The sequence below is a fragment of the Hymenobacter qilianensis genome (assembly GCF_014638675.1).
GTDB classification, from domain to species: Bacteria; Bacteroidota; Bacteroidia; order Cytophagales; family Hymenobacteraceae; genus Hymenobacter; species Hymenobacter qilianensis.
On record NZ_BMFN01000002.1, the window covers coordinates 568,272 to 588,615 of the forward strand.

The 20,344-nt window shown below is 55.6% G+C and carries 12 protein-coding genes; 10 read left to right on the top strand and 2 right to left on the bottom strand.

From position 1 onward, the window contains the following. Positions 1 to 35: 35 nt before the first annotated feature. The 10 genes from IEW06_RS10250 to IEW06_RS10295 all read left to right on the top strand — a co-directional run bounded on the left by IEW06_RS10250 (position 36) and on the right by IEW06_RS10295 (position 16,043). On the top strand, positions 36 to 1,565 hold the full coding sequence (locus tag IEW06_RS10250; RefSeq protein WP_188548219.1) for a RagB/SusD family nutrient uptake outer membrane protein: 1,530 nt from the start codon (positions 36 to 38) through the stop codon (positions 1,563 to 1,565). Between the two features lie 85 nt (positions 1,566 to 1,650). Next, the gene (locus IEW06_RS10255; RefSeq protein WP_223284600.1) at positions 1,651 to 2,763 is read left to right on the top strand and encodes a glycoside hydrolase family 43 protein; all 1,113 of its coding nucleotides are present in this window, start codon (positions 1,651 to 1,653) and stop codon (positions 2,761 to 2,763) included. Positions 2,764 to 2,803: 40 nt separating this feature from the next. Next, positions 2,804 to 4,522, top strand: a complete 1,719-nt coding sequence (locus IEW06_RS10260) for a family 43 glycosylhydrolase (RefSeq protein WP_188548220.1) — start codon at positions 2,804 to 2,806, stop codon at positions 4,520 to 4,522. Between the two features lie 264 nt (positions 4,523 to 4,786). Further along, positions 4,787 to 5,989 carry an aldose epimerase family protein gene (locus tag IEW06_RS10265; RefSeq protein ID WP_223284602.1) on the top strand — a complete coding sequence of 401 codons (1,203 nt, stop codon included), beginning with the start codon at positions 4,787 to 4,789 and terminating at the stop codon, positions 5,987 to 5,989. A 45-nt stretch (positions 5,990 to 6,034) separates the two neighbouring features. Continuing rightward, positions 6,035 to 7,792, top strand: coding sequence for a ribulokinase (locus IEW06_RS10270; protein WP_229743095.1), 1,758 nt, complete (start codon positions 6,035 to 6,037; stop codon positions 7,790 to 7,792). Then, positions 7,789 to 8,490, top strand: a complete 702-nt coding sequence (locus IEW06_RS10275; protein WP_187732458.1) for an L-ribulose-5-phosphate 4-epimerase — start codon at positions 7,789 to 7,791, stop codon at positions 8,488 to 8,490. Before IEW06_RS10270 ends, IEW06_RS10275 begins: the two co-directional genes overlap by 4 nt. 142 nt (positions 8,491 to 8,632) lie before the next feature. Continuing rightward, on the top strand, positions 8,633 to 10,123 hold the full coding sequence (gene araA / locus IEW06_RS10280) for an L-arabinose isomerase (protein ID WP_187732459.1): 1,491 nt from the start codon (positions 8,633 to 8,635) through the stop codon (positions 10,121 to 10,123). A gap of 57 nt (positions 10,124 to 10,180) precedes the next feature. Further along, positions 10,181 to 11,863: a sodium/sugar symporter gene (locus IEW06_RS10285; RefSeq protein WP_187732460.1), complete on the top strand. Its 1,683-nt coding sequence runs from the start codon at positions 10,181 to 10,183 to the stop codon at positions 11,861 to 11,863. Positions 11,864 to 11,956: 93 nt separating this feature from the next. Beyond that, positions 11,957 to 14,059: an alpha-L-arabinofuranosidase family protein gene (locus IEW06_RS10290; RefSeq protein ID WP_188548221.1), complete on the top strand. Its 2,103-nt coding sequence runs from the start codon at positions 11,957 to 11,959 to the stop codon at positions 14,057 to 14,059. Positions 14,060 to 14,198: 139 nt separating this feature from the next. Beyond that, positions 14,199 to 16,043 (top strand): NPCBM/NEW2 domain-containing protein, encoded by a 1,845-nt coding sequence (locus tag IEW06_RS10295; protein ID WP_188548222.1) that lies wholly within the window; start codon positions 14,199 to 14,201, stop codon positions 16,041 to 16,043. Positions 16,044 to 16,149: 106 nt separating this feature from the next. Here the strand turns inward: IEW06_RS10295 and IEW06_RS10300 are convergent, their stop codons facing one another. Both IEW06_RS10300 and IEW06_RS10305 read right to left on the bottom strand, forming a co-directional pair. Beyond that, the gene (locus IEW06_RS10300) at positions 16,150 to 17,133 is read right to left on the bottom strand and encodes a glycoside hydrolase family 43 protein (protein WP_188548223.1); all 984 of its coding nucleotides are present in this window, start codon (positions 17,131 to 17,133) and stop codon (positions 16,150 to 16,152) included. A gap of 81 nt (positions 17,134 to 17,214) precedes the next feature. Beyond that, positions 17,215 to 20,061, bottom strand: a complete 2,847-nt coding sequence (locus IEW06_RS10305) for a bifunctional transaldolase/phosoglucose isomerase (protein ID WP_188548224.1) — start codon at positions 20,059 to 20,061, stop codon at positions 17,215 to 17,217. Positions 20,062 to 20,344 lie beyond the last annotated feature (283 nt).

A 20,344-nucleotide genomic window follows, 5' to 3' on the forward strand; every position in this document is an offset into this window, starting at 1 on the left:
CCTACTGCCCCACCCAAATCGTTTTCTCTACTTAGATGAAAAGCAATAAACTACTTACTCTTCTGCTCGCGGGGGGTCTTTTGATGACCACAGCCTGCGAAAAGGACCTGTTGGATCAGAGCAATCCGAACGCTCCCACCAAGGACAACTTCTGGCAAAACGAGGCTGATGCTGTAAAAGGAGTATATGCCGCTTACTCTGGTCTCCAGCAGTTTGCTGTGTACTACCGCAGCTGGCACTTCATGGCGCACCGCTCCGATGAGTCGTTCAGTGCAAGCCCTTTTGTGGAGTTGGCCAACTTTACGCGCTTCATCCAGCCCGATGTAGACTTCTTTATCTCGTCGTTTGCTTGGAACGATTACTACCGTACGATTTACCGTACGAATCAGGTAATCGGCCGGGTGCCCGGTATTACCATGGACGAAACGCTGAAAAAACAGTTGGTTGCCGAAGCCAAGTTCATACGGGCCCTGTCGTACTTCGATATGGCTTATTTCTTCGGCAATGTGCCTCTGATCTTGGAAGAGCCTAGTGACGTAACTGCCCGGGCACCTCAGGTAACACAGGCAGAGACGGAGGTACAGATGATTACCGATTTACAATCTGCTATTCCAGACCTTCCCCTTTCGTACAATGACGACCAAAAAGGTCGTGCTACTAAGGGCGCGGCGCAGGCACTGCTCGCCAAAGTGTACATGCAGCAGCGTAAGTGGGCAGAGGCTTCTGCTTTATTCACTCAAATCGCGGCTTCAAACCAATATGATTTGGTACCCAACTACCTTGACAACTTCACCGATCGGAACGAGAATAACCGCGAGTCGGTATTTGAAGTGCAGTTTACGGGTTCAGTGCTGGAAGTGGGTCAGGGCCAGGACAATGGCTCGGCTTCGGAAAGCCACGACCGTCCCAACTTCTTTGGCCCTCCCGGTCCTACGTTTGCCGACGTGCAGCCCCGTCGCTGGTTGCTCAATGCTTATACGGACTCCACGGTATCGTTTGCTCCGGGCAGCACAACCAGACACAGAATCGATCCTCGGCGCGATATCAGCATTATTCACGCTGGCAACCCGGATGTCTTCTACGGCCGCACCTTCCAGCAATGGAACTGGAACCCCAACCAGCAGTACTGGCGCAAGTATCTGAATGACCGCACCCGCACTGATGAGAACTTTTCATCGGGCATCAACCACCGCGTTATTCGCTACGCCGATGTACTCTTGATGCAAGCCGAAGCTCTCGCCCAACTCAATCAGGTAAGTGCAGCGCTGCCACTCGTTAATAGAGTACGCACCCGCGTAGACCTGAGACCGCTAACTGGCAACTTCACGCGTGAGTCTATGCTCCAGGCTATCTATATGGAACGGGCGAAAGAATTGGCTGGCGAAGGTACCCGCTGGTTCGATATTCTTCGCTGGGGCCTGATGGACAACCAAGCTGGCATTGATGAGTTGAAAACGCGCGATACGGACTTCAACAACTTCCGTCTGGGTGTCTCGAAGCTACTGCCAATACCACGGCGTGACCTTGGTATTGACCCCAACCTCAAACAGAATCCTGGCTATTAACCGATTGATTAATTGATAGACACACAGCCGCTCCGGCCACAGCTGGAGCGGCTGTTTTCGTCTGGTACTTACCAATAGTGTTGCTATGCGTGATTTTGCTCCCCAGCCTTTCCAACAGCTTATGCATTCTGGGTCGCGCTGGCTGCTTATGGTTTGCATGGTGCTAGCTGTTGCCTGCGGCAAAGAAAAGGCCGCCCCAGCCCCCTCTCCTGTTACCCAACCTACTACCCCACCGGCACCGAACAACACAACCTTTACTAACCCTTTGCTGCCCTCGGGCGCCGATCCGTGGGTGGCCCAAAAGGATGGGTTTTACTATTACATGAATACCACGTACACTGACCTGCGCATCTGGAAAACGGCCAAGATGTCGGACCTGTCGCTGGCGAATAGCACTACCATTTGGCGACCTGAGGCGAACAGCCCAGCAGGTGGCAACTTATGGGCTCCGGAGCTCTATTTCTTTGATGGGAAGTGGTATGTATACTATTCAGCGGGTCCGGCGGGCACCAACTTGGGCCTGCAGCGCACGTGGGTACTGGAAAACAGCGCCGCCGATCCAACTACTGGAACCTGGATTAATAAAGGTCGCGTCTATAATCCCAATGCCGACTTTTGGGCCATTGACGGTACCGTGCTGGAGCAAAATAACAAGCGCTATTTCATCTGGTCGGGGCACGATGGTGTAAATGGTGTTCAGCGGCTTTATATCTCTGAGATGAGCAACCCCTGGACGCTGACGGGGCCACGGGTAGAGCTTTCGAGCCCCGAGCATCCGTGGGAAAACGTGGGCCCGCCCTACGTAAACGAAGGGCCCGAAATTATCAAGCACGATAACAAGACGTTTCTGGTGTACTCGGCCAGCTTTTGCGGCACCGATTCCTATGCGCTAGGCATGCTGACAGCCACGGCTACGGCTGACCCCATGCTCCCTGCTTCCTGGACTAAGTCAAGCAAACCAGTCTTTACCCAAAGTCCCGTTAACCGCGCTTTTGCCACCGGCCACAATGGCTTTTTCAAGTCGAAAGATGGACAAGAGGATTGGCTGATTTATCACGCTAACTCCAACCCTGGCGAGGGTTGCGTAGAGAAGCGAAATCCACGCATGCAGAAGTTCAATTGGAACGCTGATGGCTCACCCAATTTCGGCACACCGGTAGCTATCAACACCCCCGTTACGAAACCTGGGGGAGAGTAACCCTTTGCCCTATTCTAATAGCATTCAACTACCCCTGCTCATGCCTTCACTTCTACAGAAAGCCCCCCAACCACCGCTTACAACCCGGTGGATACCTACACGGCTCCGCCTCGGATTCTTGCTCTTACTAATCGGCGGTTTGCTAAGCATAAAAGCCCACGCCTTGCAGGGGCTAACGGGCGTGCACGATCCATCTACGATTGTTAAAGACGGCGACCGTTACTGGATTTTCGCCACGGGGCAAGGCATTTACAGCATGTCGTCGACGGACTTAATTAACTGGACTCCGGGGCCGCGTGCGGTGTTCGTCAACAATGCTTACCCGAGCTGGATCAACACGAAAGTGCCCGGTTTTCAAGGCAATTTTTGGGCTCCGGAGTGCTTTTTCATGAACGGCAAATTTCACCTGTATTACTCCTGCTCCACGTTTGGCTCCAAGGTATCGGCCATTGGTTTAGTCACCAACGTAACCCTGGACCCTAGCAGCCCCAACTACCGCTGGGTCGATCAGGGCGAGGTGATTTCAACCAGCAGTAACAGTAGTGTGAATGCCATTGATCCGGCCGTATTCCGCGACGCCAACAACAATGTATGGCTTAGCTATGGCTCCTTTTTCGGTGGCCTACGCACCACGCAGCTGAACCCGGCTACGGGCAAGCTTTTGGGCACCAGCGAGTTTAGCATTGCCAACGGCGATGTAGAAGCGGCTCACATCATGCGTCACGGCAACTTCTATTATCTGTTTATTAACCGCGGCGCCTGCTGCCGGGGGGCAAATAGTACCTACTTCGCGCAGGTGGGCCGGTCAGCTTCGCCCTCAGGACCGTTCCTCGATAAGAATGGCGTCGACCTGAATAATAGCGGCGGCACCACCGTGCTAAATTCCTCGGGTCGCTATATTGGGCCGGGCCACATCGGGGTATTCGAGGAAGGCGGCGTCAGCTACGTTTCGCACCACTATTATGACCGGGATGACAACGGCGTGCCCAAGCTCGGGCTGGCCAATCTGACCTGGGATGCCACCGACTGGCCCGTTATCAGCCGCGACTGGGTGAAGCCGGGCCGCTACGAAATTGCCAATAAAAACAGCGGCTTGGTTTGGGATGCCTGGGGTTGCACCGGTGTCTCGGGCCAGATGATTGCGCAGGGCACAAAGTCCGGCCTGAACTGCCAGCAATGGGATTTTACGGCGCTGGGCAATGGCGAATACAAAATAACGACTGCGCTGGGGGGCCTCGCCGCCGATGTATCGGGCTGCTCCCCCGATGCTGGGGCCAAGCTTCAGCTGTTTGCCGATAATGGCCTGGCCTGCCAGAAATTTCGCATTGAGCGGGCCAACGATGGTACCTTGGTTTTCGCTTCCGTAAATGGCAACCGGGTAGTAGAAGTGCCCTTCGCTTCTACCGCAGTCGGCATACAGCTGGGCCTTTGGGACTACAACGATTGTGCCTGCCAACGCTGGACCTTGGCCGCACCGGGCACGCTTACCGCAACCAACACGCCGGCGCTCCTAACGGAAGTCAGCATCTACCCTATTCCGGCTATCCGGGGCAGCTTTACGGTAGAGCTGGGGGGCAAAAAAACAGGTGGCGCCGTCACGGTTCAGATCTTCAATTTGCAGGGCCGATCAGTGTATCAACGCAAATTTGCCCCCCAGCAGAGCAAGGTAGCTGTGGAGGCCGCGTTGGCGCCGGGCGTTTACTTGGTGCAGGTGCAGCAGGCCGGCAAACTGCTGAATCAGAAGGTGACAGTTGAGTAAGCTAAGGCAATGGAATAGAATGTAAGAGACACAAACGATTGTGTAATTCAGGAAGTCTTTCTACTTTACATACCAAATCTGAGGATGTTGCTATGGGTGCACGCCGTTGTTATTCGTCGTTTCTGTGCCTCAAGCGATTTACCTCTAATTATTTAGTGGTAAACTGACGCCCTGAAAGCTCTGCTTGCTAAACCGTTTTGGTATCCTCTCATTAGCCTTCCACCTCCTATTCCTGACCACTTAAAGCTCTTTTCTCTCCCCGCTATGAATTCTTTTTCCCGTATTTCTTCGCTGGGCGGAAACCTGGCCGGCGTGCTGCTTCTCGTAGCCTGCAACCAGCAACCCTCCAGCAGCGAAAACGCCAATTCCAGCGCTGCCGCCGACTCCACCCAAACTGCCTCCACCGCTATGACCCCAACCGCTACTTCCTTCGGCAAAACCACCGACGGAACGGAAGTCCAACTGTACACGCTCACCAACTCCCACGGTCTGCAAGCCAAAATCACCAACTACGGTGGTACGCTTACCAGCCTGCTGGTGCCGGACAAAAGCGGCAAGCTGGGCGACATCGTATTGGGCTTCGATAATGTGAGCGGCTACCAGAGCCCGGAGTATGTTAAGTCGGGGCCTTATTTCGGTGCACTGATTGGCCGCTACGGCAACCGCATCAAGGGGGGCAAATTTACCCTGGATGGCAAGGAGTATAAGCTGGCTACCAACAACGGCGCGAACCACCTGCACGGCGGCGTAAAAGGCTTCGATAAAGTAGTGTGGCAGGCCCAGCCCGGTAGCTCTGCCGATGGTCAAAACCTGACGCTGACCTACACCAGCAAAGACAGCGAAGAAGGCTACCCCGGCAACCTCAACGTGCAGGTAGTGTACACGCTCACCAACGACGATGCGCTCCGCATCGACTACACGGCCACTACCGACAAGGCTACGCCCGTTAACCTCACCAACCACAGCTACTTCAACCTCAACCACGGCACGGCCAAGGACATCCTGAGTCATCAGGTAACCCTGAATGCCGACCGCTACACGGTAGTAGATGCCGGCCTGATTCCGACGGGCGAATTGCGCCCCGTGACAGGCACTCCCTTCGACTTTACAACTCCCCATGCCATCGGCGAGCGGATTGGGCAGGTAGAAGGCGGCTACGACCACAACTGGGTGCTGAAAGGTACCGGCAGCGGCATGCGCCAGGCTGCGATGGTGTACGAGCCTACCTCGGGCCGCACGCTTACCATCACCACCGACCAGCCTGGCGTGCAGTTTTACACCGGCAACTTCCTCGATGGCACCCTCACGGGCAAAGGCGGCACCAAGTATGTCAAAAATGGCGGTTTCTGCCTGGAAACCCAGCATTTCCCCGATTCGCCCAACCAGCCTAAGTTCCCTTCTACCATCCTGAAGCCAGGCGAAACTCTACGTTCCTCCACGGTGCATCAGTTTGGGGTGCGCAAGTAATCCGGCCTGCTATTTTACCTGAAAACCGACTTATTCATTTCTATCGTGCAAGATTCACAATCGATTGATTCCGGAGCAGATGCCTACGTTATCGGGGTCGATTATGGCACCGATTCCGTACGTGCTTTGCTGGTAAATGCCCGCACTGGCGCCGAGGTGGCCCAGGCCGTGCATTACTACGCCCGCTGGAAAAAGCTGCTCTACTGCAAGCCCGCCCGCAACCAGTTTCGTCAGCACCCACTGGATTATTTGGAGGGGCTGGAAACGACCATCCGTCAGGTAGCCCAAAAGGTGCCCGCCGAGCAAATAGTGGGCATAGCCGTGGATACCACTGGCTCTACCCCCTGCGCCGTTGACGAGCATGGTACTGCCCTTGCCATGACGCCTGGCTTTGAGGAAAATCCCAACGCCATGTTTGTGCTCTGGAAAGACCACACAGCCCTGGAAGAAGCCGCTGAAATCAATCACAAAGCCCGCACCTGGGGCGGCGAGGACTACACCAAGTATGAAGGCGGCATCTATTCCTCGGAGTGGTTTTGGGCTAAAATCATGCACGTGGTCCGCGAAGATGAGGCCGTAGCCAAAGCTGCTTACTCCTGGATGGAGCACTGCGACTGGGTAACGCTACAGCTCACGGGGGGCAATTTGCATGACTTCAAGCGCAGCCGCTGCGCCGCAGGTCACAAGGCACTGTGGCACGAGAGCTGGGGCGGTCTGCCGCTGGAGCAATTTATCATTCACCTGGAGCCCAAGCTGACCTTGCTGCGCGGGCACCTGTATCAGGACACCTTCACCGCTGACCAAGTTGCCGGTAACCTGTCGGAGGAGTGGGCAAAGCGCCTGGGCCTGACTACGAATACAGTAGTAGCAGTCGGCTCGTTCGATGCCCACGCGGGCGCGGTAGCTGGCGAGATTGAGGCCTACTCCATGGTGAAAGTTATGGGCACCTCTACCTGCGACATCGTAGTAGCTCCAAATGAGGAAGTAGGCGATAAGCTGGTGCAAGGTATTTGTGGTCAGGTAGATGGCTCTGTGATTCCGGGCATGCTGGGCCTGGAAGCGGGTCAATCAGCCTTTGGCGATTTGCTGGCTTGGTTCCGGCAGATTATCGAGTGGCCCTTGCTCACGCTGCTGCCGCAGTCGAAAGTGCTAACGCCCGAGCAGCAGGAAGCCCTACGCGAAGAAATGAGCGACCGGCTGCTGATTGAACTCACGAAAGCGGCCGCCGAAGTTGACCCTGAAGAGTCGTCCGTTTTGGCCCTAGACTGGGTGAATGGTCGGCGCACGCCGGATGCTAACCAAGCCCTGAAAGGCGCCATCATGGGCCTAACTATGGGCACAAATGCCCCCCAGATTTTCCGGGCGCTGGTAGAAGCCATCTGCTACGGCTCCAAGCAAATTGTGGAGCGCTTTGAGCAGGAAGGTATTCCCATCAAGCAGGTTATCGGTATTGGCGGCGTAGCTAAGAAGTCGCAATTCGTGATGCAAACCCTGGCAGACGTGCTCGACCGGCCCATTAAGATTGCCACTTCTGAGCAGGCTCCGGCCCTCGGCTCCGCCATGTATGCGGCTGTAGCCGCCGGCGTGCACCCCGATGTATTAACCGCTCAGCGGGTTATGGGTAGCGGCTTTGCCGAAACATATCACCCAAATCCCGCCCGCGTGGCTGACTATCAGCGTCGCTACGCCCAGTATCAGGCCTTTGGTCATTTTGTAGAATCCAAGACGCTGGGGGGCAAAAATGAAGCACCGGAGCCTAGCGAATCGAGAGAAACCGAGCCAGCCCTAAATACCAACGCATGAGCCAGTATCAGGATCTAAAACAGGCCTGCTACGAGGCCAACATGCAGCTACCCAAGCTTGGGCTGGTGCTTTTCACTTTCGGCAATGCCAGCGTGGTGGACCGGGAACAGGGCGTATTTGCCATAAAGCCCAGCGGCGTCCCCTACGACACTTTGCGGCCCGATGACATCGTGATTATGAGTTTGGGGGGCAAAGTGGTGGAAGGTACTAAGCGCCCGTCGTCGGATACGAAAACGCACGCGGTCCTTTTCAACCACTGGGAACACATTGGCGGCATTGTACACACGCATTCCACTTACGCTACCTCCTGGGCGCAGGCCCAGCTCGATATTCCCATTCTGGGCACCACCCACGCCGACCACCTCACCGCCGATATTCCCTGCGCCCCGCCCATGGCCGACGCCATGATTGCGGGCGACTATGAGCACCAAACCGGCTGGCAGATTCTCAATGAGTTTCAGCGCCGCGGCCTCTCTCCTACCGAGGTGGAAATGGTGCTGCTCAGCAACCACGCACCTTTTACTTGGGGCAAAACCGTGGAAAAGGCGGTGTACAATAGCGCAGTGCTGGAAGAAGTGGCCCGCATGGCTTACCTCAGCTGCACTCTGCGCCCCGATGTGCCACGCCTGAAAGACGCCTTGATTCAAAAACACTACGACCGCAAACACGGCGTGAATTCCTATTACGGGCAGTCTTAAGAAGCTATCCGAATAACCAGAACGTCATGCAGAGGCGGAGCCGAAGCATCTCGCGTGCTGATGTTGCCAAGCTAAACAACTAAACACGCGAGATGCTTCGCTGTGCTCTGCATGACCAAAGTCTTTAAAACTCTCCCTAATTATGCTAGACATTTCCCACTACGAAGCTTGGTTTATTACTGGTAGCCAGCACCTCTACGGCCCCGAAACGCTGGAACAGGTGGCGCAGCATTCTCAGCAGATTGCTGCTGCGCTGGACACCGAGCTACCCATCAAAATCGTGTTCAAGCCTGTGCTAACTGGCCCCGATGAGATTTATCAGCTCATGCAGGATGCCAACACCACCAAGAACTGTGTGGGGCTGATTGCGTGGATGCATACCTTCTCGCCCGCCAAAATGTGGATCAACGGCCTGAAGATTCTGCACAAGCCGATGGCTCATTTGCACACCCAGTTCAACCGCGATATTCCGTGGGCTGACATCGATATGGACTTCATGAACACCAACCAATCGGCGCACGGCGACCGGGAGTTTGGGTTCATTGGCACACGCATGCGCCTAAATCGTAAGGTGGTGGTGGGCCACTGGCAGGATCCCGCCGTGCACCAGAGCCTGAATGTGTGGGCCCGCGTGGCTTGCGCCTGGGCCGACTGGCAGGGGGCAAAATTTGTCCGTTTCGGCGATAATATGCGCTACGTAGCCGTGACCGAGGGCGACAAAGTGGAAGCTGAAATCAAGTTTGGCTACTCCGTGAACACGTATGGTATTGGCGATTTAGTGGCTGTCATCAATGCAGTGAGCGACGCGCAGATCGATGAGTTGATGGCCGACTACGCCCAGCAGTACGAGTTGGCAGACACGTTAAAAGATGGCGGCAGCCAGCGCGAGTCGTTGCGCGAGGCGGCTCGCATTGAGGCCGGTATGCGCAAGTTTTTGCAGGACACCGGCGCCAAAGGCTTCACCGATACCTTTGAGGATTTGCACGGCATGGCTCAGCTACCCGGCATTGCTACGCAGCGCCTGATGGCTGAGGGCTACGGCTTTGGTGGTGAGGGCGACTGGAAAACGGCAGCGCTGGTGCGGGCTATGAAAGTGATGGGCGCTGGTCTGCCGGGGGGCAATTCTTTCATGGAAGACTACACCTACCACCTGGCACCCAACAACAATCAGGTGCTGGGCTCCCACATGCTCGAAATTTGCCCCACCATCTCCACGGGCAAAGTGCGCTGCGAAGTACACCCCTTAGGAATTGGCGGTAAAGCTGACCCGGTGCGCCTCGTGTTCAACTGCCCCGCCGGCCCAGCCCTGAACGCTACGCTGGTTGACATGGGCAATCGTTTCCGTTTGCTGGTGAATGAAGTGGAAGCCGTAGAGCCCGAGCAAGACCTGCCGAAGCTCCCCGTAGCCCGCGTACTGTGGAAAGTAAAACCCAGCTTAACAGTAGGCGCGGCGGCTTGGATTCTGGCCGGCGGTGCTCACCACACGGGCTACAGCCAGAATTTAACGGCCGAATATTTAGAGGACTTTGCCGAGATGGCCGGTATCGAATACGTTTTGATAGATGACGATACCAAGCTGCGCACCTTTAAAAATGAGTTGCGCTACAACGAAGTAGCTTATGGCAGCCGATAATTTCACTACTTTCCCAAATCCTTACCATCTGTCAGCCAAAAGCCCTACTCCTTTCAAATGAATCAGCTCGCAACGATTGACTACATCGTTTTCATTATTTACTTCATCATTGTTGCCGGCTATGGCATCTGGATTTATCGCCGCAAAAACACGCACGATGGCACGGTGGACGGCGACTCAAAGGATTACTTCCTCGCCGAAGGCTCGCTAACGTGGTGGGCCATTGGCTCTTCCCTCATTGCTTCCAACATCTCGGCTGAGCAGTTTGTGGGTATGTCGGGCTCCGGGTTTAAGATGGGTCTGGCCATTGCCACCTACGAGTGGATGGCGTCTATCACGCTGATTATCGTGGCGGTGTTTTTCATTCCGGTATACCTGAAAAACAACATTGCCACGATGCCGCAGTTCTTGAGCCAGCGCTACAATAGCACGGTGGCCATGATTATGGCTGTGTTCTGGCTTATGCTGTATGTGGTCGTAAACCTGACTTCGATTCTCTACCTAGGGGCTATTGCCATCAGCAGCATCTCGGGTTTCGACATTACGCTCTGCATGTATCTGCTGGCGATCTTCGCTATTTTCATCACCCTGGGTGGTATGAAAGTAATCGGCTACACCGACGTAATTCAAGTATTCTTCCTGATTCTGGGCGGTTTGGCGACTACGTATCTGGCCTTGAATCTGGTGGCTGAGCATTACGGCAGTACGGGCGTGCTTAAGGGCTTCTCGCTAATGACGAGCCAGGCCAACGACCACTTCCACATGATTTTCAATCGCGACAATCCGAACTACCTCGATCTGCCCGGCCTGACGGTGCTACTTGGCGGTATGTGGATTGTGAACCTGAACTACTGGGGTTGCAACCAATATATCACCCAGCGCGCCTTGGGTGCCGACCTGCCAACGGCTCGCGCTGGCCTGCTGTTCGCTGCTTTCCTGAAGATGCTGATGCCGGTAATTGTTGTGTTGCCAGGTATTGCAGCGTATGTACTGTTTAAGGCCGACGTATTCGGTGGTGAAATGATGCAGGATGGAGAGTTGAACCCTGACCGGGCGTACCCGGTGCTGCTCAATATTCTGCCCGTAGGCTTGAAGGGCTTGTCTTTTGCAGCTCTTACGGCAGCGGTAGTAGCCTCGCTGGCTGGCAAAGCCAACAGTATTGCCACCATCTTTACCCTCGACATTTATAAGAAAGTGTTCAACGAGGGCGCCTCGGAAAAGCAGTTGGTACGCGTAGGCAAAATCTCGGTGGTAGTCGCCATGATTTTGGGCGTGCTCATCGCTCCCTTCCTGGGCATCGACAAGAAAGGCGGCTTCCAGTACATTCAGGAATACACAGGCTTCGTGTCGCCGGGTATTTTCGCCATGTTTATTCTGGGCTTCTTCTGGAAGAAAACCACCTCTACGGCGGCCCTGTTTGCTACCATCGGCGGCTTCCTGCTATCGGTGCTGCTGAAGTTCCTGCCGAACATGATGGATCTGTCGTTCCTGGCTCCCATCGGTTTTGCCGTGCCGAGCGCAACCGGCGTTTACGAGATTCCCTTCCTCGACCGTATGGGCATCGTGTTCGTCATTTGCGTACTGATGATGGTGGTTATTAGCCTGATTGAGAACAGTATGGGCGTAAAAACCAACGGGCTGGAAATTGACCGGAGCATGTTCAAAACGAACCGTAGCTTCGCTATTGGCTCTATCGTGGTCTTTATCCTCATCACCACCCTCTACACGGTTTACTGGTAACCAAAAAAGCCCCCCAGTTACCTTCTGGGGGGCTTTTTTTAAATGATTTGCGTCATGACTTCAACACGCTACATCCCACCTAAAAATATACTCATGAAGACACATTTTATTTCCCATCGAGCACAATCGATTGTGTTCGGTTTAGGCCTCTGTGGAGCGCTGACTACCAATTTGGTACACGCCCAGACGGCCAGCCCTACCAGCACTATTACGGTGCAGGTAAACAAGCCCGGCGCTCCGGTTGCCAAGACTATGTATGGCTTGTTTTTCGAGGATATCAACTTCGGCGCTGATGGCGGTCTTTACCCCGAGCTGGTGAAGAACAAGTCGTTTGAAACCGATGACCGCCTGATCGGCTGGAAAGGCATCAAAGGGGCCTCGGCCCTCTCCACCTACACGGTTTCCAGCCAGCAGCCCATCAGCGAAAAGAACAGCCACTTCCTCCGCCTGACCGCTACCACCGCCAGCCCCGACGCGGGCTTCGTGAACGAAGGCTTCCGGGGAATGGGCGTGAAGGAGGGGGCCGAGTACACGTTTTCGGTGTATGCCCGTCGTGGCCCCGGCAATGTTGGGGGGCTAAATGTGACGATAGAGGAGCCCGCCCGTGCCCAGGCAAGCGGCCCCGAAGCGCCTGCCTCGGGTAAGGTATTGGCCACAGCCAAAATCACTGGCCTGACCAATGAGTGGAAAAAGTACAGCGTAGTATTGAAGCCCTCGGCTACGGCCGCCAAAGCGCGCCTGAAGCTCACCGTAGACGGCACCGGCACGCTCGATCTGGATGTGGTATCGTTATTCCCAAAAAACACCTGGATGAAGCGCGAAAACGGCATGCGGGCCGACCTCGTGCAGCTGTTGAAGGACATGAACCCCGGCTTCCTGCGCTTCCCAGGCGGCTGCATCGTAGAGGGCGTCACGCTCGACAACCGCTACCAGTGGAAGGAAACCATTGGTGATGTGGCCAGCCGCTCGCCTATCATCAACCGCTGGAATACGGAGTTTAAGCACCGCTTCACGCCCGATTATTATCAGTCGTTTGGCTTGGGCTTCTTCGAGTATTTCCAGCTTTCCGAAGATCTTGGCGCTGAGCCGCTGCCTATTCTGAACGTAGGCATGGCTTGCCAGTTCAACTCCGCAGAACTGGCCCCCATCACGGCCGCCGGTGGCCCCAGCGCCCCCGCCCACGACCACGCCGAAGATGACCCGACCCTCGACACCTTCATTCAGGATGCACTGGATCTGATTGAGTTTGCTAACGGACCCGCTACTAGCACCTGGGGGGCAAAACGGGTGGCGATGGGTCATCCGGCACCATTCAATCTGAAATACATCGGGATTGGCAACGAGCAATGGGGCCCGCAATATCTGGAGCGCTACGAGCCGTTTGCCAAAGCCGTGAAGGCCAAGTACCCCAATATGAACATCGTGAGCAGCGCTGGTCCGTCGCCGGGTGGCGAGCTGTTTGATAAGGCCAGCGCAAAGCTGCGGGAGCTAAAAGCCGAGCTGATTGACGAGCACTACTACGCCAAGCCTGAGTGGTTTCGTGAGAATGTGGGCCGCTACGACAACTACCCCCGCACAGGCCCCAAGATCTTCGCTGGCGAATACGCTGCCCAAAGCGTAGCCATCGGCAGCCCCGACAACAAAAACAACTGGGATTGCGCCATCTCGGAAGCCGCCTTTATGACGGGCCTAGAGCGCAACGCTGACGTTGTAACAATGGCTTCCTACGCTCCTCTGTTTGCTCACGTGGATGCCTGGCAGTGGACGCCTGACCTTATCTGGTTCGACAACCTGAAAGCCTACGGCACGCCCAACTACTACGTGCAGAAGCTGTTTGCCACTAATCCGGGCACTACTATGCTGCCCGTGCAGCTCGGCAACAACGCCAAAAACGGCCAGGATAACCTATTCGCCAGCGCCGTAGCCGACGATAAAGCCGGTGAAGTAGTGGTGAAACTGGTAAACTACTCGCCCCAGCCCCGCACCGTAACCCTGAACCTGGCCGGTGCCAAGAAACTGGGCAAATCGGGTAAAGCTATTGTACTTGCCAGCAACGATTTGCAGGCAGTGAACAGCATCGAGCAGCCCATGAACATTGCTCCTAAGGAGGAAAAGTTTGCGGTCAAATCTTCGACGATAAGCTATACGTTGGCCCCCAATTCCTTCACGGTGTTGCGCGTTCCTGGAAAGCGCTAAACGATTTATCAATCCGAAGTTGATGGGTGGAAAAAGGAAGCAGCCGGTTTCTTTTTCCACCCATTTTTTTGGCCCTGGGCTCTTTGCCTCACCCCTAGGAGTGGGGCCGGGGGTGAGGCCCTCGTTGAACATCACGTCTATGAACCACAAAACCAGACTCCTGCTGGCCCCAGCCTTGGCGCTGGCGCTATCTGCGCAGGCCCAGAAAATGCCACCCACGCGCGCTTTTCATCAGTGGGCGCTTACTCCGCCGATGGGCTGGAATAGCTGGGACTCGTATGGCCCTACCGTAACCGAGACCGAGGTGAAAGCCAACGCCGATTATATGGCGAAGTACCTCAAAACCAGCGGCTGGCAATACGTGGTAGTGGACATTCGGTGGTACGTGGGCAACGACACGGCCCACGGCTACAACGAGAAAAACCCTGAATGGAACATCGACCAATACGGGCGCTTCGTGCCGGCCGTCAATCGGTTTCCGTCGGCGGCAAATGGGCAGGGCTTCAAGCCGTTGGCTGATTATATGCACAGCAAAGGGCTCAAATTCGGTATTCATATTATGCGCGGCGTGCCCGTGGTGGCTGTAAACCGCAAGCTGCCCATTCTGGGGAGCAAGGCAACAGCGGCGGATATCTACTCGACGGAAGACCAAGCGGGCTGGCTGCGCGATATGTACACCGTAGTGGCTGGGCGGCCGGGCGCGCAGGAGTACTACAACTCGCTGTTCAGGATGTACGCCGACTGGGGCGTGGATTTCGTGAAAGTCGATGACCTTTCCTCGCCCTACCATGCGCCCGAAGTGGAGATGATTCGCAAGGCCATTGACCTGACCGGCCGGCCAATTGTGCTGAGCACGTCGCCGGGCGAAACGCCCATTGCCCAGGCCAAGCATGTGCAGCAGCACGCCAATATGTGGCGCACCGTGGGCGACTTCTGGGATAGTTGGGAGCAGCTGAAGGAGCACTTTGAAGTATGCAACCGGTGGGCGCCCTACAGCATGCCCGGCGCCTGGCCCGATGCCGATATGCTGCCGCTGGGCCGCATCGGGATTCGGGCCGAGCGGGGCGACGACCGTATGTCGCGCTTCACCAAAGACGAGCAGTACACGCTCATGTCGCTGTGGTCGGTGTTTCGCTCCCCGCTGATGTTTGGGGGCGACTTGCCTAGCAATGACGCCTTTACTCTTTCTCTGCTGACCAATAAGGAAGTGTTGGCCATGCATAGCACAAGCACCAACAACCGTCAGCTATTCCGCCGAAACGACCTCATTGCCTGGGTTGCCGACGACCCTAAAACCGGCGACAAATACCTGGCCCTGTTTAATGCGCAGGACCAGGAGCTTGCTGCGGAGGAAGAAGCGGCGTGGTCGAGTGGGCTGATTACGCGCCAGACGCCCGGGCATAGTAAGCCGGTTGACATCGACATTCGGGGGGCAAAAAAGCTCTACCTAAACGTGCGCAACGGCGGCGACGACATTGCCTGGGACCACGCCGATTGGCTGGCTCCTACCCTATCCGATGGGCAAAAAAGCGTGGCCCTGAGTACCATTCCCTGGAAGCAAGCTTCGGCTGGTTGGGGTAAGGTAACGGCCAACAAAAGCGTATCGGGCGCTGAGCTGCTGGTGGGGGGCAAAAAGTACCCGAACGGCATCGGCACCCACTCCAACTCCATGATTGAGTACGATTTGCCCCCCGGCTTCACCCGCTTCACCGCTACCGTCGGCCTCGACAACGCGGGCGCCTCGCAGAATACCGGCGGCACGGTGCAGTTTCTGGTGTTCACCAAAAACCCGTTTAAGCCCGTTCCGCCCGATTCTGCGCAGATGGAGGTAGCCTTACAGCAATTGGGTTTCAACTCCGCCTGCACTATTCGTAACCTGTGGACGGGCAAGGAAGTGGGCACGTTTACCGGCACATTTGCCCCCCACATCCGACGACACGGCGCGGGGCTGTATCGAATCTCAGCCAAGCCAAAATCGAAGTAGCTTCCGCAACTTTCTTCATCATATAAATTAGCTCCGTACCAAATACCAATTAACAGCAAGGGCCGACTGCATGCAGTCGGCCCTTGCTGTTGCCAAAACAGTGCGGTTATTTAGCCGGCTTCACTCCTTCGGTTGTCATCACCACGCGCTTCATGGTGCCGTCTTTGTTATAGTAAAGGTTATCGATGCAGACGGAGCGGCGGAAGCTGCCGCCGTCGGTTTGCAAGGCGCCGTTGTGATAGATGAAATACGATTGGCCTTTGAAGTCAATGATAGCCTGGTGGTTGGTGTTGGAATTGCCTGCTATTTCATTCAGAATACCTTTGTACTCCCACGGCCCTTCGATATTCTTGCTCATGGCGTACACGATTTTCTCCGGAAAGCCTGACGCATACGACAAGTAATACCAGTCGCCGCGCTTATGAATCCAGGGGGCTTCGGTGAACTTGGGCAGGTCCACGGTTTGGATTGGGCCGTCCAGCTCAGTCATGTTGGGCTTGAGCTTGGCGTAGTAGCAAGCTGTATTCCCCCAAAACAGATACGCCTGGCCTTTTCCATCAATCCAGATGGTGGGGTCAATATCGTCCCAGCTAATCGTAGCCTTGGTGGTTATATTGTTGGTAATCAGAGCTGAGCCGCGCGCGTCCTTGAATGGCCCCAACGGATTATCGGCCACCGCTACCCCAATGGCTTTGCCTGGGATAGTACCGTGCTCCACGGCCACGTACCAATAAAACTTGCCGTTGCGCTCCACCACCTGCGAAGCCCACGCGTCGCCCTTGGCCCAGGCAAAATCCTTGGCCGCCAGTGGCACCGGATGCTCCGTCCAGTTCACCATATCCGACGACGAAAAGCAGAGCCACTCGTTCATCACGTAGCGCTCCTGCTTGGGCGGCGCTTCATCGTGGCCGGCGTAGATGTACACTTTGTCTTTGTAAACCAGCGCAGCCGGGTCGGCAGTATACTTGTTTTTAATGATAGGATTGCCCCCCGGCGGGTTAAGCTCCGGCTTCACAATCGATTGTGCAGAAGCAGAAAAAAAAGCAGCTATTCCAAGGCAAGCTGCCGCAACGGTTAGGTTTACTCTCATATAGATGGAATTAAGAGATGGGAATGAACACGTAAAAACAAATGGCCTGCCCTGCAAGTGAGCAGGCCATTTGTAATCAGCTTACGCTTCCTGCACGCTTAGCGGCGCAGTAGCCAGTGCTGCCAACATAGTTTTTATTCCTTGTCCGGCATCGGAACCCAGATGCACCCGCAACGTGCGCCGATCATTTTGCTGCAAGGCCTCTAGGTCGCCCTGGGCCTGGGCATTCTTGAACGTACCAAACGTGTACGAGCGGCCCGGCAACGGCAAATCCTGCGGGTGATCAACGGTAAACTGCACAAACAGGCCCGTGTTGGGTCCACCTTTGTGGTACTGCCCCGTGGAGTGCAAAAAGCGCGGTCCATACCCCGAGGTAGTAGCAATGTGCAGCTGCTCCTGCACCTGAGCCCGCAGCTGCTGCAAGCTCTCATTCATCGCCGGCGATTCGGTGAGGTAAGCCTGCACGTTCAAAAAGTCGCCGGGCTTGGCTTGGGCGAAGAAGTTTTGCAGCACTTCGGCGGCATCATTACCACCTACAGCGGTGTAGTAGGCCACGCCGTTTTCGGTCACTTTGGGCTGCTCTTTCTGCGGAATCTGGCCCTCCTGCTCTACCACTTTCATCAGGCGGTCGGTAGCAGTTTTGGCGGCCTGCACGTTAGGCTGATCAAAGGGATTGATACCAAACACCGCACTGGCTACGGCTGTGGCTACTTCCCAGCGGTAGAATTCAGCCCCCAGATCCAAGGCATCCTTCATCAGAATGGTGATAACCGGGTGGCCCGCCTGCTGCAAGGCTTGCAGCTTGCTTTGGTTGGCTTCGTCCGCTTCATTCTCGTAGCCCACGTACACGAATACTCGGTCGTGCCCGTACAGGCTGGGCTCCCCGAGCGGCTCACCCGCCACCGGCAGAATGCCTTTGCCTTCTTTGCCGGTACTCTCAGCCAGCAGCTGCTCCAGCCACAGCCCTAAGTCGCTCAACGAGTTGGGCACTACCAGCGTCAGCTTGTCGCGACCTTGCTCGGCCAGTACGCCGAGGGCCACTCCAAGCTCCAAGCCCGGATTTTGCCCCCCAGTGCTGCCATAAGCACCGCAGGCACGCATCATCCCGATGGCGCGGGCCAGCAGCTCACCAATGCTTATTCCGTACAGGGCCGCGGGCACCAAGCCAAAGTAAGTCAGGGCCGAAAAACGCCCCCCAACCTCCGGGAAGTTGAGAAAGATGCGCCGGTAGCCTTGCTCCGTGGCCGAGGTCACGAACTTAGAACCGGGGTCAGTAATGGCCACGAAGTTTTCGCCGGCCTTATCGCCCTTTATCTGTTTTATACGGTCGTAGAAATAGTCGCCGAAAGCCAACGGCTCGGCCGTCGTACCCGATTTGCTGGCAACGATAAACAACGTGTCAGCCAGCGGCACCGATTCTTCGATCTGCTTTACGGTGCCGGGGTCTGTCGTATCGAGCACTGAGATAGGCAGGCCGTTTTCGCCCATCGGGAACGACTCTTTGAACACGATAGGTGCCATCGTGCTGCCGCCCATCCCCATCACGACTACGTGCTTGAAACCGGCGGCTTTTACCTCGTGCACAAACTGCTCGATTTCGGGCACCGCCTGCACCATCGTTTCGGCTACGCGCAGCCAGCCCATAAAGCTGCGCACACTCTGTTGAGCCTCCGCATCCTGGGTCCAGAGGGCGGCGTCTTTTTGCCAGAAGCCTTCGGTGAAGTTCTTACCGTTGAACTCCTTAATCTTAGCATCAATGGCCGTTTGAGACTCGCCTAGCTGCATTGTAGCCGAAGCCACCGTGATGCCCAAGGCTTTTTGCCGTTTCTTCTCCAACGACTCCATGAGTTTGCCGAAGGGCTCGTTGAATTTCTTGGCGCCATCAACCTCCAAATGGTTGGTCAATTCCTCCAGGTTAAGCCCAAGTTCGGGCAGGCGGCGCAGCACTTCCTGCGCTTTCTCCAGACCTTCTTCCAGGTGGTTGGCAGGCTGGCCTTTTTCGCGGAAAATATCCAGCGTTTCTACCGGCACCGTGTTCACCGTGCGCGGCCCGATAAGGTTAGTGATGTACTTGAGGTCGTCGTACTTCGGGTTTTTATTGCCGGTGCTGGCCCACAGCAAGCGTTGGGTATTGGCGTCTTTTGCCTGCAAAGCCTCCCAGCGCGGCCCCGCAAATATTTCTTTATAGATCTGATACGCCTGCTTAGCGCTGGCCAAGGCTACTTCGCCCACCATCGACTGCGCCAGTGAGCCTTTCTCGCCGCCTTCAGCCGCAATCTTTTCCAGCATGGGGTCAATCAGCACATCAATGCGGCTGAGGAAGAAGCTGGCCACGGAGGCGATGTTGTCGATAGGCTGGCCGGCCTTCACGCGGTCTTCCAGACCAGCCATATAGGCCTCAGCAACCAGCCTGTAGCGCTCCAACCCAAAGATCAACGTCACGTTCACGTTGATTCCTTCGGCAATGAGGCGGCGAATGGCGGGCAGTCCTTCCAGAGTTGCCGGCACTTTAATCATCACGTTGGGGCGGTCGACGGCTTTCCAGAAGCGCATGCCTTCCTCAATGGTGCCTTCCGTATCGTTCACCAGCGCCGGCGATACTTCCAGGCTCACGTAGCCGTCGCCGGCGTTATCGTGGCTGTCGTACACGGGGCGGAAAAGGTCGCAGGCGTGCTGCACGTCGGCAATGGCCAGCTCGGTGTAGATTTCATCTGCCGATTTATTCTGCAAAGCCAAGCTTTCAATGGCCGCGTCGTAGTCGTCGCTGCCTCCGATGGCCTTCTCAAAAATGGCTGGATTGGACGTGACGCCGCGCAGGGCTTCGTCGGTGATGCGACGCTGCAACTCACCGTTGATGAGAATTTTGCGCCGAATGAAGTCAAGCCAGATGCTTTGGTCAAACTGGCGGATAGCTACTAATGGATTCATGCGAAAGTTGGTTTTAAAGCTTCGGTGTTAGTCTTTCTGAGCGGCTGAAGATAAATGCCCCCATCCTACATTCTGTCTACGTGTTAATTCAGCAAAGAGAACTATAAAAAACGGGCTCAGGGAAATGAGGTGGGATTTGCCCTGTGCAGCTCATGGTCAGGCATGAAGCAAACTTATTTTACACAGCCGTCTGGCTTCACAAATTCAATTTAAGAATCGGATTACGCAACCACTGCTTCCAATTTTGAGACGTTATTTCACAATCGTTTGTGCAAAGTATGCA